The sequence below is a fragment of the Sphingomonas sp. P3_C6 genome, assembly GCF_056402595.1.
Genome location: NZ_JBFUHB010000027.1, coordinates 15,668 through 32,170 on the forward strand (window position 1 = coordinate 15,668; position 16,503 = coordinate 32,170).

A 16,503-nucleotide genomic window follows, 5' to 3' on the forward strand; every position below is an offset into this window, starting at 1 on the left:
CGCCCGTTGCGAAACGGGGCCTGACGGCGACTTTGCCAAAATTTTCGGTGGTGCCGGGTGCTACCTCGTTGCAGCGATCCGGCGATCGACAGAAAGCTGACGCGGATCGCGATCCGATGCAAGCCCTTTTTGCATCGCAGCGTAAATCAGGTCCGATTCGTCCCCATCAGGTAGGTTTCGAGCGCATCAGGGTCGAAGCTGCGCGCATCAAAGAAGCGGTCGGCGCCGAGAATCAGGCGCCCCTGGGTTGTTCCCACGCCGAGCGAGTCGGCAATGCCACCCTCCAGCTTCGAGCTGGCACCCGGCAGCGGCACCCCGAGCGGCCGAAGCGCTGCGCGATAGACGTCAGGTCGGAAAACATGCTGCGCTGCATGGTAATCGGCATCATTGGCAGTGGTATGCCCGGCCAGGCACATTTGCGCGTAGAGCCATGCCGCCTGGCTGACCCACGGGAAGTTTGCTGCTTCGCGGTGCTGGAACATGAAGTCGGGCACATGGATCGCAGCATGGCCGTGCGCGAACAAGATCTGATCGGAAATGGCGCGGCGGATCAGGTCGGCGGACCCATCCAGATATTCGGGCCGGGCGAGCACGCCCGCGATCTCGTCGAGCCGCGTCGGATCGACGAACGCGACACCCGCCCGGTAGAGCGCCCGGATCAGGCGATTGGTGAGGTCCGGATCCTCCTCCATCCGCGCCGTGCGCATCGCCAGCACCTTCTCGACGCCGCGCAGCCAGATCTGCGAGGTGACCGCGACGATCACCCCCGCGCCGCGATCCACCGCAACGCTGTTCCATGGCTCGCCGACGCAGATGCCGTCGACCTCGCCGCTTGCCAGGGCATCGGCGGCGAAGGGCGGGGCGACGGTGACGATCTCGACATCGCGGTCCGGGTCGATGCCGCAGCCGACCAGCCAGTAACGCAGCATGTAATCATGGCTTGAATAACGATGCACCACGGCGAAGCGCAGTCGCTTGCCGCCGCCCCGCACAATCGCTGCCAGCTTCGCCCCGATTGCCGCCACGTCTCCGGGCTCGCCGACCGTCGTGACCTGCGCCGCCAGATCCGGCCGCAAGGTGATGGCATTGCCGTTCAGCCCGAGCACGAACGGCACGGAGATCGGCGTCGCCGGCCGGCCAAGCCCAAGCGTCGTCGCGATGGCGAGCGGCGCCAGCAGATGCGCGGCATCGCTATGGCCGTAAAGCAGCCGGTCGTTGACCGTCGCCCAGCTCATGTCGCGCACCAGCGTCAGGTCGATCCGCTCCTCCTCGGCAAAGCCGAGCTCGCGCGCCAGGATGGGCAGGGCCGCATCGACCAGCGGGAGGAAGCCGATGCGGAAAACCGTGTTGCTCATAGGTCCCCCATCAGCCGGTCGGCGGTCACGATCGCATCGGCCACGTCGCCGATCCGCCGGCCGCTATCCATCGCGGCCTTGCGCAAGGCGGCATAGGCTGCGGGCTCGTCGATCCCGCGTTTCTTCATCAGCAGCGCCTTGGCCTGGTCGATCGCCTTGCGCTCGGCCAGCGCGCTGCGCGCTTCATCCAGCTCGGCGCGCAGCCGCGAATAGGCACGGAAGCGCCGGATCGCGAGTTCGAGCACCGGCCTGATCCGCTCTTTCTTCAGTCCGTCGACGACATAGGCCGAGACCCCGGCATCGATCGCCGCCTCCATGCCGGCGGTGTCGCTCTGGTCGACGAACATCGCCACCGGCCGCGCCATCGCGCGCGACAGGGCGAACAATTCCTCCAGCTCGTCACGGTGCGGATTGGCGAGGTTGATCAGCACGACATCAGGCGCAAAGGCCTCGAGCCGTGCGGCGATGCCGAGGCGTTCGTTGAACAGCGCGACGTCGGTCAGGCCCGCATCCCGCAGGCCCTCCTCGATCACCGCGGCTCGGGCGGCGCTTTCGTCGACGATGGCAATCCGCACCAAGGCAGCCTTTCTTGCTGCGACGCCGCATAGACGGCCCGGGGCAGCAAGTTCAACTGCCCCTCACGTCAACCGCCCTTCCGTCAACCGCCCGTCCGTCAACCGCCCGTCCGTCAACCGACAGCGCGCGCCGCCAGCTTGCGCTGCACCGCGCGGGCAGTGCCTACCAGCCGCGACATCACCAGGTCGTCGATCCCGGCATAGCCAAGCCCCAGATGGTCGGGCCGTACCGCGACCGCATCGCCAAGATCGATCTGGCCGGTGCGCAGGCCGGCCCGGCCGATGCGTGCCCAGCGCCGCGCCGTCTCCCAGCGGATCAGGCTGCGGCTGTGCGGGTCGGGTCGGTGGCTCGCGAGGAAATCGTCCTGCAGGGCCACCAGCGCATCGCCCAGCTTCTGGAAGGTCGCGCGGTCGGGCACCGGGCGCTGGCCCATGACATATCTGACCATCAGGTCGGCGATTGCCGCCGCCTCGTCACCGAACAAATCGGCATAGGCTGCCGCGAGAACGTCGGTCGCACGGCCGGTCATCTTGTCGGTATGAGTCTGCGAGGCGCTGCCGGTGTGGCGGCGATAGGTCATCAACTCCTCGTCGAGCCGCGCGATCGTGCCGAACCGGCCGATACGGTGATACAGGTCGTAATCCTCGGCAAAGACCATTTCGGGCCGCTGGAAGGGGACGAGCTTCCGCGCGGCATCGGCGCGCATCATCACGGACGACCAGACCAGCGGATTCTCGATGCGCAGCAGCCATTCGATAAGGGCCGGCGTCGTGACCGCGGCGAGCGATCCGGGCAGCACGGCGCCATTCTCCAGGATCGACGCGGCGGTGCCGACCAGCACCGTCTCCGGATTTGCCTCGAGATAGGCGACCTGCTTCGCGAAGCGCTGCGGGTGGCAGAGATCGTCATGATCGAGCGCCGCGATATAGCTGCCCCTGGCCTCGCTGAAGGCGCGGTTGCGCGAAGCGACGACACCCTGGTTTTTCTCCGCCGCGATAACACGCACGCGGGGATCGTCGAACCCGCGCGCGACCGACAGCGTATCGTCGGTCGAGCAATCGTCGACGATGATCACCTCGAAATCGCCGAAGCTCTGCGCCTTCAGCGTTTCGAGTGTCTCCACGATCAGGCCAGCGCCATTATAGGCGGCCATCACGACGCTGATCGCGGGCCCGGTCGGGGAGACCGTCATGCGACGGCCCTTTCGCTTATGCCGAGTACCTGGTCGACGATCATCAGCCCGACATCATTCTGCCATTGCCACAGGCCGTTCGCCTGACCGCGGAAGCTCGCCTCGCCACCCAGCGCCCCCCAGGGCACGAAGCCGGCCGCGAGCCCTATGCCGTACAGTCCGGCGATCGGCTCTCCGTTCGCGTCGCAGACCCGGCAATGCCGGTCGACCATCGGCCCGTCACCATGAGCGGAGAGCGCGATCGGCGCACCGCTCGCGTCGCTGACCGGCAGGGCGCGCGGGCGATAGCCGAGCGCTGCGATGACCAGGTCGGCATCCGCGAGATGCGCGCGCGCGGCCCCATCCTCGTCGCCCGTCACCTGATGAATCTGGACGCGCGGATCGGGCATGCGGCCGTCGATCTCGAGCATCCGCAGCACCAGCTCGCGCGCTTCCAGCCTGAACCCGGCAAGGCGATAGACGAAGCCGCTTACCGGGCAGATGTCGTCAGGACCGAAATCGGTAAAGCCCTCCGCATGCGCCGCCTCGACCGAATGATAGAAGGGCCGCAGCGGCCGCCGGTGCAGCAGGGTGACGCCGCCCGCGCCGAACGGGATCGCCGGCTTGCTCTTCAGCAGCGCCACGATCGTCGCCAGCGCGCTGGTCGACCCGCCGATCACCACGATGCGCGGGTTTCGCTTGCCGGACAGGAGGTCGCCGACCCTGGCCATGCCACCCTCGACCAGTACCTCGTCCGACTGGATCAGCCGGTCGCCGGCCTGATGCAGCAGAGAGACGCCGGCGACTCGCTGGCCGGCCAGCCGGTCGAGCGGCTGGTGACCGCCCGTCGCGATCACGACCGAGCTTGAAAGCTGCTCGAACTCGGTGCTGTCGGCCAGGCGCCGCAATCTGGTGCGCCACAGCCCCTCGCGGGTGCGCGTCGTGCCGATCACTTCATGCCCGGTCAGGACCGATCCGCCATTGGCGGTGACGATCTCGGTCAGCCGGTCGCCGGTGGCGCGCACCAGCCGGCCTGCCTCTACCAGCGGGACACCCTCGACGCCGTCATGCCGTGCGACGGCGCGCCCGATCGGGCCGTTGGCGATCACCGCCAGCTCGGGATGCACATTGTCCTTCACCGCGCTGAGGAAGGTCGTGGCGGTGCTATCCGAATTGATCGCGTAGCGGCCGATCCGGCCCCGGCCGATCGCGGGATCGCGCTCGACCACCACCAGGCCCGATTGGGCGAGTTGCGGCAGCAATCCGCGCTTGGTCGCGGCGGTGAGCAGCGCGGTCCCGGCGGGGCCACCCCCGACGAGCAGCATCGAGGCGATCGGCATGTCGCGCGGCGCGGCGGGGGCTCGCGCGCCGGATCTCGGCGTGGCGAGGCGGTTGAAGACATTGGCGATGGTCACGGCATCGGCGGGCGTCATCGCATCGGTGACCGGCAGCGACACCAGCCGCGCCGAAATCGAATCCGCGACCGGCGTCGGTTCGATCATGGCGACCGATTTGAACAGCGGCTGTTCGCCAAGATGCGGACTGAAATAGCGACCGCAGCCGATCCCGGCTTCGGCCAGCCCGGCGGTGATCGACTCGCGCCGCCCGACCAGTGACTCGTTCAGGACGGCGGGCATGAACTGGCTGGCGCGCCTGCGTCCCGATGCGCGCTGGAACGTCATGTCCTTCAACGTGTCGCGATAGGCGTCCTCGATGGCGGCACGATGATCGCAGATCGCGTCGATCTCGGTCAGCTTCGCGCGCGCCATGACCGCCAGGATCTCGGGCAGCTTCGCGTTGATGCCGGGCACCGTCGCACTGCGGCCGCTCTGGAACCCGAAATTGATCATCGCGCGCAGCGTTTCGATCAGGGTCACGTCGCCCGAATGGATCAGCCCGCCCTCGGCGACCGAAAAGGTCTTGGTCGCATGCATCGAATGGACGACGGCGAACGGCGCGTCGGCGCCGAAGCCCTGGCCGCTGTCGTCGATCGTGCCGAGCGAGGCCGCCGCATCGATGACCACGCCGACGCCGTACCGGCGCTGCAGCCAGGCATAACGGTCGAGGTCGATTGCGTTGCCGAAGGTCGCGTAAGGCACGACGACTCCGATCCGGTCGCCATGAAGGCGCAACAGCCGCTCTTCCTCGGTCGGGCACATGCCCCAGTCCTCGGCGTCGACATCGCAGATCAGCGGAGTCAGCCCGGCCCACAAGGCGGCTTGGGCCGTGGCGGCAAAGGTCAGTGCCGGCATCAGTGCGAGCCGCCCGGCAGGCATGTCGGTGCCGGCCGCCTCGCGTATCGCGACGATCAGGCCTAGGGTCGCATTGGCGACGGCCAGGCTCGCGCCTTGTCCGCCGAACAGCTGTTCGTTCACCTCCGCCTCGAACGCACGGACCTCGGGGCCGTTGTTGCTGAAGATGCCCGATTGCTCGACCCGCTTCAGGGCATCGAGATGCTCGCTGAGGCGCGGCGGGTTCGGGGAGATGAGGGGAAAGCGATGCATGAGCGTTGGCCGGCCTGTCCACTTGGGTTGCAACGCCGCAGCTATGGTCCCGCACCCGCTAAAAAGACGTTACACCCACGACGCTTTCGATTGCGCACCATGGCGGTGCTCGCCTATCTGTACCGGGCGGACTAAAAAGGGAGACGCGGCGTGGCGACGGATTTCATTCTGAACGGGGCCAAGGTCTCGTTCGACGGCGACCCCGACACGCCGCTGCTCTGGGTATTGCGCGATCATCTGAAGCTGACCGGCACCAAATATGGCTGCGGCATCGCGCAATGCGGGGCCTGCACCGTCCATCTCGATGGCAAGAACCGCCGCTCCTGCGTCACCCCGGTCGGCACCATCGCCGGACGCAAGGTCGTCACGATCGAAGGCGCAACCGACGCAAGGGCGGAAGCCGTGAAGGCAGCCTGGGTCAAGATCGACGTGCCCCAGTGCGGCTTTTGCCAGTCTGGGCAGGTCATGTCGGCGATCGGATTGCTGACCGCGAAGCCGAAGCCGACCGATGCCGATATCGACCAGGGCATGGCCGGCAATATCTGCCGCTGCGCGACCTATGTCCGCATCCGCCAGGCGATCAAGGATGCCGCGACCTCGATGGAGCAGAGCGCATGAACGCCCCGATCCCCAACGCTCTGGTCCCCTCCCGGCGCGGCTTCCTCCAGTCGACCGGGCTCATCCTAGGGCTAGCCCTGCCGATGGGCCGCGGCCTTGCCGCCGCGGCGCCCGATGCGCCGTTCCAGCCCAACGCCTTCGTCAAGGTCACGCCGGACAACCTCGTCACCATCGTCATCAAGCATGTCGAATTCGGGCAGGGGCCGGCGACCGGGCTGGCGACGCTCGCGGCTGACGAGATGGATGCCGATTGGGGGCAGGTCCGCATCGAGCACGCCACCAACAACGACAAGCTCTACGCAAATCTGTTCTTCGGCGTGATGGCGACGGGCGGGTCGACCGCGATCGCCAACAGCTTCATGCAGATGCGCAGTGCCGGCGCCACCGCCCGGGCGATGCTGGTCGATGCGGCCGCGAAGCGGTGGAACGTCCCTGCGGCCGAGGTGAAGGTCTCTAAGAGCGTCGTCAGCCACGGCGCGAACAAGGCCAGTTTCGGTGAGCTTGCGGCCGAGGCGGCGGCGATGACGCCGCCGGCCAAGCCGGTGCTCAAGACGCCCGACAAATGGACCCTCATCGGCACCGACGTGCCCAAGGTCGATTCGGTCATCAAGTCCAACGGCACGGCGATCTTCACACTGGATATCGACCGGCCAGGCATGGTCCATGCGGTCATCCTCCACGCCCCCGCCTTTGGCGGCAAGGTGAAGTCGGTCGATGACAAGGCGGCGCTCGCCACGCCTGGCGTCGTCGGGGTCAAGGCGATCCCGCAGGGCGTCGTGGTCTATGCCAGGGACAGCTATGCCGCGATGAAGGGCCGCAACGCGCTGAAGGTCGACTGGGACCTGAGCGCAGCCGAGCTCCGGTCGAGCGAGGAGATGTTCACCGCCTATCGCGCTGCCGTGGCGACGCCCGGCGTGGAATATGAGAAGAAGGGCGATGCCGCCGCGGCGCTGAAGGGCGCGGCGAAGACGATCGAGGCGACCTATCAGCTGCCCTATCTCGTTCACGCCCCGATGGAGCCGATGGACGCCGTGATGGAGGTGAAGGACGGCCGGCTCGACGTCTGGATGGGCGCTCAGTTCCAGGCGACCGAGACCAGCATCATCGCCGGCGTGCTCGGCATCGCGCCCGAAAAGGCGGTGCTCCACCAGCAATATGCCGGCGGCAGCTTCGGCCGGCGCACCACCTCCGACATGGCTTTCCCGCAGGAGGCGGGCGCCGTTGCCAAGGCCTGGGGCGGGCAATCGCCGGTCAAGTTCTTCTGGACGCGCGAGAACGATATCCGCGGCGGCTATTACCGGCCGATGGCCGTGCACAAGCTGCGCGGCGGGATCGACGCCAAGGGCAATATCGTCGCCTGGGATCAGGTCGTCGCGATCCAGTCCTTCGTCATCGGCACCGCGATGGAGAAGATGATCGTCAAGGACGGCAAGGACTCGACGATGACCGAGGGCGCGACCGAGGGCAGCTACGACCTGCCCAATTTCCGCGTCGGCGCGCATCTGATGAAAAGCCCCGTCACCACCAACTGGTGGCGCTCGGTCGGCCATACCCACACCGCCTATGTCGTCGAGACCTTCATCGACGAACTGCTGGCGCTCGGTGGCAAGGATGCGGTCGAGGGCAGGCTCGAACTGATGAAGGAGCCGCGCGAAAAGAATGTTCTCCGCCGTGTCGCGGAGATGGCGAAATGGGGCGGTCCGGTGCCGGCGGGACGCGCGCGCGGCGTCGCGACGCACAAGGCGTTCAATACCTATGTCGCGCAGATCGCCGAAGTGTCGAAGGGCGCGGACGGCCTGCCCAAGGTGCACAAGGTCTGGTGTGCGGTCGATTGCGGGGTCGCGGTCAACCCCAATATCATCCGCGCCCAGATGGAGGGCGGCATTGGCTTCGCGCTCGGCCATGCGCTGTATGCGGAGTTGGTGCTCGGCAAGGGCGGCACGGTGGCGCAGGGCAATTTCGACACCTACCGCAGCTTGCGCATCGGCGAGATGCCGGAGGTCGAGGTGGCGATCATCGCCTCCAGCGAGGCGCCGACCGGCGTCGGTGAGCCCGGCGTTCCGCCGCTCGCTCCTGCTGTCGGCAATGCCTGGCGCAAGCTGACCGGCAAGGCCGTGCGCAGACTTCCCTTCGCCCATGGAGAAAACGCATGAACCCGCGCCTTCTCGCCCTGGCGGTTGCCATCGTCGCGCTGCCCGTCGCCATCATGGCCAAGGGTGCACCCGTCACGCTCAAGGACCCATCGGCTTTTGCCGGCATCGCCAATCAGGATGCGCGCTCGATCGCCCTGTTCCGCGAGATGGGCAAGGTCATCCAGAGCCCACGCTGCGTGAACTGCCATCCCCGCACCGATCGCCCGCTACAGGGTGACGACATGCACCCGCACAGCCCGCTGGTCGTGCGCGGACAGTATAATTTCGGTGCGGCGGGCATGGAGTGCACAACCTGTCATGGCCGCGACAATGTCGACTTCGCCAATGGCGAGGGCAGCATTCCCGGCAATCGCAAATGGGCGCTGGCGCCGATCTCGATGGCGTGGGAGGGCAAGTCGCTTGCCGAGATTTGCGCCCAGATCAAGGATCCGACGCGCAACGGCGGCAAAACGCTGGAGAAGCTGATCGACCACAACACGAACGACGTGCTGGTCGGTTGGGGCTGGAACCCGGGCAAGGGCCGCACGCCCGCGCCCGGCACCCAGGCGCAGTTCGGTGCACTGACCAAGGCATGGGTCGAGAGCGGAGCGAAGTGCCCGGCGGCATGAGCCGGGACTTCGCGACGATACGGCTGGAGACGGATGGGGACGGCATCGCCACCATCACGCTCGACCGGCCGGACAAGCTCAACGCCTTCAACAAGGCGATGCTCGACGATCTGCTCGCCGCGTTCGACGCGACCGATGCGGACGATGCCGTCCGCGCGGTGATCGTCACCGGCAGCGGCCGGGCCTTCTGCGCCGGGGCGGACCTGTCCGAAGGCGGCGCGACCTTCGATTATGAGAAGCGCGGCGGTAGCTGGGCCGATGGCGACTCGCCGGTGGATCAGGATGGCGATGTCGACTGGTCCAACCCCGCGGTGCGCGACGGCGGCGGCATGCTGAGCTTGCGCATCTTCGAATCGCGCAAGCCGGTGATCGGCGCGATCAACGGCCCGGCAGTGGGTGTCGGCGTCACCATGACCCTGCCGATGGATTTCCGCCTGGCCAGCGACACGGCGCGCTTCGGTTTCGTCTTCGCGCGCCGCGGTATCGTGCCGGAGGCGACCTCGACCTGGTTCCTGCCGCGCCTCGTGGGCATCGGCCAGGCGCTCGAATGGTGCTATTCGGCGCGCCTGTTCGACGCGGCGGAGGCACTGCGCGGCGGGCTGATCCGAGGCGTGCACGCGCCCGATGACCTTTTGCCCGCCGCCCATGCCCTCGCCCTGGAACTCACTCGCGACAGTGCACCGGTCTCGATTTCGGTCATGCGCCGCATGCTCTGGACAGGCCTGGGTGTCGGGCATCCGATGGACGCGCACCGGCTGGAAAGCCGGGTGATGTGGCTGCGCGGTGCCAGCGCCGATGCGCGCGAGGGCGTGGGCGCTTTCCTCGAAAAACGCCCCGCCGCCTTTCCCGATCGCGTATCCGGGGCGTGGGACGATTTCGCCCGCTGGTTCGATGAGCCACGTTACCGCTGAGCATCCTATAGGGTTTCCGCGTCCCTCTCGTGATTCGAGACTATCGGAGACCTTGACACGGCCCCGGCTGCGCTTGATGGTAGCGCTATCAAGAACGGTGTAGAGCGGAGCGGAATGTCTGAAGGGGGCTTTGCGGTGGCGGATGCGCTGCCAGCGGATTGGCGTGACGGCTTGTTCGTCGGCCGGATTGCCGGCGCGGAGGGACCGAGCCCGGTCCTGATCGCGGGTGGCGTGGTTCATGACATGGCGAAAGTCGCACCGACCGTCTCGTCGCTGATCGAGGACAAGGTCTTCGACGCTGGCGCCGGCACGGCGCTCGGCGCGCTCGACTCGCTCGGRCTCGGCACCGGTGCCGATGCGGCACTTCGCCTGCTMAGCCCGATCGATCTGCAATGCGTGAAGGCGGCCGGCGTGACCTTCGCGGTTTCCGCGCTGGAGCGGGTGATCGAGGAGCGCGCGCGGGGCGACGCAGGCGCGGCTGCYGAAGTCCGCTCCAGGCTGGAGGACATCATCGGCGGCAGCCTGCGTGCTGTGGTGCCCGGCTCGCCCGAGGCGGCGGCGATGAAGACCGCGCTGATCGARGACGGCATGTGGTCGCAATATCTCGAGGTCGCGATCGGCCCGGATGCGGAGGTGTTCACCAAGTCGCCGGTGCTCTCGACCATCGGTTATGGCGGCGAGATCGGGGTGCGYTCCGATTCGACCTGGAACAATCCCGAGCCCGAGATCGTGATGCTGGCGGATTCGACCGGTGCCGCGGTTGGCGCGACGCTYGGCAACGACGTCAAYCTGCGCGATTTCGARGGCCGCTCGGCGCTGCTGCTCGGCAAGGCGAAGGAYAAYAAYGCGTCCTGCGCGCTTGGCCCGTTCATCCGCCTGTTYGACCARGGCTTCACGCTCGACGACGTCCGCAATGCCGAGGTCGARYTGCTGATCGAAGGGCCCGAAGGCTATCGCCTGACCGGCATCAGCTCGATGAACCAGATCAGCCGCGATCCGGAAGCGCTGCTCAAGCACACGATGAGCGAGCATCAATATCCCGACGGCTTCGTGCTGTTCCTCGGCACGCTGTTCGCGCCGACCCAGGACCGCGACGTGCCCAAGCACGGCTTCACTCACAAGGTCGGCGACGTCGTCACCATCTCGACGCCGCGCATCGGCCGCCTGGTCAACCGCGTGACGACATCCAAGGCCGCGCCGCCCTGGCAATTCGGCATCGGGGACCTGATGCGCAATCTCGCCGGCCGGGGACTGCTGGCCACATCATGATGGCCCTGTCGCCAGAGAAGTACGGGGTGCCGAGAGCAGTTCACTGCCCTCGGCACCCCGCCGCGTCGAATATGATTCGGGCTGCCCGGTAAAGTCAGGGCATGCCGAGGAAGGCGCGCATTTCAGGTTCCGACAGGAAACCGTCAGCGTTCGCATCGGCTGCCTTGAAGCGGTCCGGCACTGCAGCGATGTACGCTTCCTTGGTGACGAATCCTTCGGCATCCACCTTCGCGCTGGCGAACGAGGGCTGGAAGAAGTCGGGCAGCGTCTCCTTCTTGATCTTCCCGGCGCCCGCCTGGTCGGCATAGCCCCATCCCTGTTCGGTAAAGCTGGTCGCTTCCTTCAGATCGACCTTCCCGTCGGTGTTGGTATCGGCCATCGCCATCGGGTCGAAATCCTGGGCAGTCGCGGGCGCGGCGGCGCTCGCGAGGAACAGCGTCACAGCAGCGGCGCAGGCTAATTTCATGATATTCCCCTCTCAAAAAATCGACGGACCGTCCTTGGTCGTCGAACTGTGTCGATACTGAACAACGAAGCGTCAGATGTAAAAACGACGATCCGGGCAGGCATCGGGACTGAAGGATCCCGATGCCTGCCCGGATCGCCACGCCGTCACGCAAGCATGATACGGCGCACCTCCCCTTCCGGATCGTCTTCCATCCGGCAGCGATTATCAAAGACCATGGTCTGGCACTTGATGGGATCGCTCGGCGCCCAGGCCAGGCCAGGCTGGCTCGGATTTCCGGTCCGGGCGAAATTGGCCCAGGCCCGCGCCATCTTGGTGGCAAGTGCCCGCGCTTCGGCCGTATCCCCGGTGCCTTGTTCGCATCGCTTGGTATTGTCGAAGCAGAAAGCGAGTTCGGCCGTATGCCAGGCGCCCGAACCCTCGAGCATCGGCGACTGCCACTGGAAGTGATATTGATAGACCGGCGCTGCCTTCTGATCATATTTCAGCTTCACCATGCGCTGCACATTGTTGCGGCCGGTAATGCCCTGCACGCCGTAGGACAGGGTGCGGATAGACTTTTCCGGGTGCGCCTTCTTCATCGCATCGATCAGCGCATTGGCCTTCGGCGCGCCGATCTGTTCCGATAGCTGTTTGCGCCACTCGGCCTCGGTCGGGTTGGAACTATAGCGCATACCCTCTTCGCTGACGGCGCCGATCATCATCGGGATATGTTTCGAAATCTCGGGCGCGGCGTCGAAGAAGGATCGCATGTTGATGATCCGGCCATCCATGGTCGGACCGAAGCCGACGCGCGGCGGCGTTGGCGGCGCAGCCGGGCCGGGAAGGCCCCGGGCCGGTCCGTTGATCTTTGCGGCAACGGCGTTCCCCGTTTCCATCAGTTTCGACCATTCCATCTTTTGCAGGGCAGCCATATCGCCCTTCGAAACGCCGAGTTCCTTGATCACCTGCCGCGTAAACTCACGGGTCTGGGCTGCGTCGGGGATATTGCCGCCGCCGCCGGACTGGACCGACGCGCGGTGCATCAGCCCCGAGGCGGCGGGCATGCCAAGCAGCGTCGTGACCTTCGAGCCGCCACCCGACTGGCCATAGATCATCACCTTGTTCGGATCGCCGCCGAAGTTCGCGATATTCTCGTGCACCCAGCGCAAGGCCGCGACTAGGTCCATCATCCCGGCATTGACCGAATCCTCATAGGCGCTGCCACCGAATTCGGCGAGATCGAAGAAACCCAGCACGTTGAGACGGTGGTTGACCGAGACCTGCACCACATCATGGTTGCGCGCCATCTGCGCGCCCTCGTGCGACGGCAGTTCGTACGACGAGCCGAAGCTGAAACCGCCGCCATGGAAATAGACCATGACCGGGCGGCTTCCGCTTAGCGACGGCGTCCAGACGTTCAGCTTGAGCATGTCCTCGCCCAAAAAGCCGTCGTCCCAGTCCTGGAGGAACGTCTGCTCGATCGCGCGGAAATTGTGCAGGGTCTGCGGGCAGTTCGCCCCATAGACCAGCGCCGGATACTCGTCCGCCCACGGCTTGGGCGCCTTGACCGGAAGCCAGCGGTTCTCGCCCGCGGTGTCCTGCCCGTACGGAATGCCCTTGAAGGTGAAGACGTCTCCGGCAAGATACCCGCGCACCTTGCCATATTGCGTCTTGGCGACTGCCGATTTCGGAGTGGAGCAGCGGCCCGGCCCGGTGTGCGCGGCGGTCTTCACGCTGTCCGATGCCAGTGCCTCGCCCGGCAACGCCAACCCGACCCCGGCTGCGGCCGTTCCGACCAGCGCCGCCCTACGGCTGAGCAACATCGAATTCCGTAATCCGTCGACCATCCATCCTCTCCCCTGGCTCCCTGTCTTCCCGATTGGATTCGGGCGCGGGGCCGCGAATCCTATATAATCCGACAAGTACAAAGGCGAGTCGCAACTTGTCGCAATGCCGAGGATGATTGCCGCGGGACGAGGGAGTTCGACAGGCTATCCGAAATAGTCCGGCAACACTTCCGCCGACCGTCGCCACGATCGAAATGCCGCACAAACTCTCCTCTGTGCCGCAGGACGAAAGGCGCGACTTGGCGAGGCTGTCGGCTTGCCTCGGCGCAGGCACGCGCCGATGAAAAACCTGATGCGCCCGGCCGGCTTTTCTACTCCTACAAATATGGTAGACTGTGCCGGACGATATCCGGAAAAGCAGAACGCCCGGATCAAGGCCGGGAGGATGCTGTGACGGACTATAGCAGGCGGCGTTTCAATAGCTTAGGCCTTGCGGCGATCATCACCGCCTGTGCTGGGGCGGTTTCGCCTTCTCTGGCCGAAGCAGCGATGGCGGATCCGCTGGCCGATGTCGATCCGGAGCTGCGTCCTGCAGCGCGCGACATGCTGTCCGGCCCCAAGGGGCCGCCACTCGACCGGAATTATCTCAACATCCGCAAATCCATCCGGGACGGCGCGCGCGCTCCGCGACCCGACATCGCCGTGGCCAGGCACGAGATTGCCGTGCCGGGAGGTGCTGCGACCGTCACGGCGTTCGTCATCAACGCCAGACCCGGCACGCGCCGCCCCGCGATCCTGCACACCCATGGTGGCGGCTATGTCTTCGGCAATGCAGGCAGCGAGATCGCCTCGCGCCAGGATCTCGCTCGGGATCTCGATTGCGTCGTGGTCACGGTCGACTACCGGCTCGCCCCCGAGGCGCGCTACGCCGTGTCGATCGAGGAGAATTACGCCGCCCTCAAATGGCTGCACGACCAGGCCGACACCCTCGGCGTCGATCGATCGCGTATCGCGGTAATGGGGGAAAGCGCCGGCGGCGGCCATGCGGCGCTGCTTGCCCTGACCGCCCGGGACAGAGGCGAGGTGCCGCTCGTCCTTCAGATGCTGATATATCCGATGCTCGACGACCGTACCGGCAGCAGCCGCATGCCGCCGCCGCATATCGGAAGGATAGGATGGAGCGCAGCCGACAATCGCTTCGGCTGGGGATCTTTTCTCGGTCAGGCGCCCGGAACGCGGGCCGTCCCGGCGGCGGCAGTGCCTGCCCGGGCGCGGACTCTCGTCGGGCTGCCCCCGGCCTTTATCGGCGTCGGGTCGATCGATCTCTTCGTCGAGGAGGACATCGACTATGCCCGGCGCCTGGTCGACAGCGGCGTGGCGACCGAGCTTATCGTCGTTCCCGGCGCGTATCACGGCTTCGATGACGCTGCGCCCGGCTCCTCGGTTACCCGGCAATTCACCACAGCGAAGATGGCGGCACTGCGCCGCGCTTTTACGCGGTCCAAATAAGGGTGATTACCCCCCGAACGGGCGCCCACATCAATGCGCGGCTGACGTGTCCACTGCCCTGGCCGGTCGTGGCGCGAGCCAGATGATCGACGCGGAAAGGAAGAAGATCACCGCCGCCAGCGCGAAGATGTGGTTGGTCGCGAGCGCATAGCTTTCCTGGTCCACCAGCCGTTCGATCAGTCCACGCCCCTGTTCGGCGGAAAGGCCAGACCGGGTTGCGTTCGAAATGACCTGATCGCTTCCGTTCAGGATATTGGTGAGTTCGACGCGATTGGTCTGCGCCCCGTTCTGCCACAGGGTCGCGCCGATCGACGTGCCGATCGCCGCGGCGAGCGTGCGCAGGAAGCTCATCACCCCGGCCGCGGATGCCGTCTCTTCCGGCTTGACCGCACCGAGCGCGATGATCGTCAGCGGGATAAAGAAGAAGGGCATGCCCAGCCCCTGCACCAGTTGCGGCATGGCGAGAATCCAGAAATCCGCACCGCTGAACCAATAGGTCCGCATGATCGACGTCAGGCCCAGCCAGAATATGCCGAAACATACCAGCGCGCGGGGATCATATTTGTTGGAGAGCTTGGCGACGATCGGCGAGAAGATCACCGCCAGCAAGCCGTTGAACGCGGTGATATAACCGGCATCGGTCGCGGTATAGCCCATCGTCGTTTGCAGCCATTGCGGGATGATGACCACCGAAGCGAAGAAGGTGCCGAAGCTGAACGACAGTGCCGCCACGCTGACCGTGAACCCCCGATGCCGGAACACGCGAAGGTCGACGATCGGATTGCGCTCGGTCAGTTCCCAGATCAGGAAGGTCACGAAACCGATCGCGGCGACGATCGCGCAACCGACGATGAAGCTCGAGCCGAACCAGTCATGCTCGCGACCGAGATCGAGCATTACCTGAAGCGCGGCGATCCATATGATCATGATCGCCAGGCCGATGCGGTCGATCGGCACGATCTCCGTCTTGGTCTCCGCCTGGCGCAGCAGCGCAAACACGCCGACGATGCAGAAGATCGCCACCGGCAGGTTGATGTAGAAAATCCAGGGCCACGACCAATTGTCGCTGATCGTGCCGCCCAGAATCGGGCCCAGGATCGGCGCGGTGACCGTCGTCATTGCCCACGCGCCCATCGCGGCGGCCTGTCTCTCCTTGGGGAAGATGCGCAGCAGCAGGGTCTGGGTCAGCGGCATCAGCGGCCCGCCGCAAAACCCCTGACCGATACGAAATGCGACCATTTCGCCAAGTGTCGAGGCGATGCCGCACAACGCCGAAAAGGCCGCAAAGCCGATCATCGCCACCATGAACACACGGATGGTGCCGAAGCGGCGGACCAGCCAGCCGGTAAGCGGCACGCAGATCGCTTCCGCCACCGAATAGGATGTGACGACCCAGGTCCCCTGAGTGGGCGAAACGCCAAGCCCGCCGGAAATATGCGGCACCGAAACATTGGCGATCGTGGTGTCGAGTACCACCATGAAGTTGGTCAGCGCTAACACGAAACCGGCAAGGACCAGGCGCGAACCGGTCAGCGGCTGCATGGCGCCGCTGGCCTCAGCAGCCGAGGGAGATGCGGCGGAAGCCATTGGCTAT

General features: G+C 66.0%; 13 protein-coding genes. 6 read left to right on the forward strand and 7 right to left on the reverse strand.

What is annotated here, in order from left to right:
* Positions 1-146 precede the first annotated feature (146 nt).
* The 4 genes from AC1DT7_RS19765 to AC1DT7_RS19780 all read right to left on the reverse strand — a co-directional run bounded on the left by AC1DT7_RS19765 (position 147) and on the right by AC1DT7_RS19780 (position 5,606).
* Positions 147-1,355, reverse strand: a complete 1,209-nt coding sequence (locus AC1DT7_RS19765; RefSeq protein ID WP_478037892.1) for an ABC transporter substrate-binding protein — start codon at positions 1,353-1,355, stop codon at positions 147-149.
* Positions 1,352-1,930 (reverse strand): ANTAR domain-containing response regulator, encoded by a 579-nt coding sequence (locus AC1DT7_RS19770; RefSeq protein ID WP_478037893.1) that lies wholly within the window; start codon positions 1,928-1,930, stop codon positions 1,352-1,354. Before AC1DT7_RS19770 ends, AC1DT7_RS19765 begins: the two co-directional genes overlap by 4 nt.
* Before the next feature lie 113 nt (positions 1,931-2,043).
* Positions 2,044-3,123: a glycosyltransferase family 2 protein gene (locus tag AC1DT7_RS19775; RefSeq protein WP_478037894.1), complete on the reverse strand. Its 1,080-nt coding sequence runs from the start codon at positions 3,121-3,123 to the stop codon at positions 2,044-2,046.
* On the reverse strand, positions 3,120-5,606 hold the full coding sequence (locus AC1DT7_RS19780) for a DegT/DnrJ/EryC1/StrS family aminotransferase (RefSeq protein WP_478037895.1): 2,487 nt from the start codon (positions 5,604-5,606) through the stop codon (positions 3,120-3,122). The genes AC1DT7_RS19775 and AC1DT7_RS19780 overlap by 4 nt, the downstream gene beginning before the upstream one ends.
* Before the next feature lie 150 nt (positions 5,607-5,756).
* Between AC1DT7_RS19780 and AC1DT7_RS19785 the strand changes: the two genes are divergently transcribed.
* From AC1DT7_RS19785 to AC1DT7_RS19805, 5 genes are all read left to right on the forward strand, one after another.
* Entirely contained in the window at positions 5,757-6,224 is a 468-nt protein-coding gene (locus AC1DT7_RS19785) for a (2Fe-2S)-binding protein (protein WP_478037896.1), read from the forward strand.
* Positions 6,221-8,377, forward strand: a complete 2,157-nt coding sequence (locus tag AC1DT7_RS19790) for a xanthine dehydrogenase family protein molybdopterin-binding subunit (protein ID WP_478037897.1) — start codon at positions 6,221-6,223, stop codon at positions 8,375-8,377. Before AC1DT7_RS19785 ends, AC1DT7_RS19790 begins: the two co-directional genes overlap by 4 nt.
* Positions 8,374-8,985 (forward strand): Isoquinoline 1-oxidoreductase subunit, encoded by a 612-nt coding sequence (locus tag AC1DT7_RS19795; protein ID WP_478037898.1) that lies wholly within the window; start codon positions 8,374-8,376, stop codon positions 8,983-8,985. Before AC1DT7_RS19790 ends, AC1DT7_RS19795 begins: the two co-directional genes overlap by 4 nt.
* Complete coding sequence (locus AC1DT7_RS19800) at positions 8,982-9,896, forward strand: crotonase/enoyl-CoA hydratase family protein (protein ID WP_478037899.1); 915 nt, start codon at positions 8,982-8,984, stop codon at positions 9,894-9,896. The genes AC1DT7_RS19795 and AC1DT7_RS19800 overlap by 4 nt, the downstream gene beginning before the upstream one ends.
* Before the next feature lie 114 nt (positions 9,897-10,010).
* Positions 10,011-11,165, forward strand: a complete 1,155-nt coding sequence (locus tag AC1DT7_RS19805) for a fumarylacetoacetate hydrolase family protein (protein ID WP_478037900.1) — start codon at positions 10,011-10,013, stop codon at positions 11,163-11,165.
* 94 nt (positions 11,166-11,259) lie between these two features.
* Here the strand turns inward: AC1DT7_RS19805 and AC1DT7_RS19810 are convergent, their stop codons facing one another.
* Positions 11,260-11,631, reverse strand: a complete 372-nt coding sequence (locus tag AC1DT7_RS19810) for a hypothetical protein (RefSeq protein WP_478037901.1) — start codon at positions 11,629-11,631, stop codon at positions 11,260-11,262.
* A gap of 146 nt (positions 11,632-11,777) precedes the next feature.
* On the reverse strand, positions 11,778-13,436 hold the full coding sequence (locus AC1DT7_RS19815) for a carboxylesterase/lipase family protein (RefSeq protein ID WP_478037902.1): 1,659 nt from the start codon (positions 13,434-13,436) through the stop codon (positions 11,778-11,780).
* 414 nt (positions 13,437-13,850) lie between these two features.
* Here AC1DT7_RS19815 and AC1DT7_RS19820 point away from each other — a divergent pair, with 414 nt between their 5' ends.
* Complete coding sequence (locus AC1DT7_RS19820) at positions 13,851-14,909, forward strand: alpha/beta hydrolase (protein ID WP_478037903.1); 1,059 nt, start codon at positions 13,851-13,853, stop codon at positions 14,907-14,909.
* 30 nt (positions 14,910-14,939) lie between these two features.
* Here the strand turns inward: AC1DT7_RS19820 and AC1DT7_RS19825 are convergent, their stop codons facing one another.
* A complete protein-coding gene (locus AC1DT7_RS19825) occupies positions 14,940-16,496 on the reverse strand; it encodes a DHA2 family efflux MFS transporter permease subunit (RefSeq protein WP_478037904.1) in 1,557 nt (518 codons plus the stop codon).
* Between the last annotated feature and the right edge of the window lie 7 nt (positions 16,497-16,503).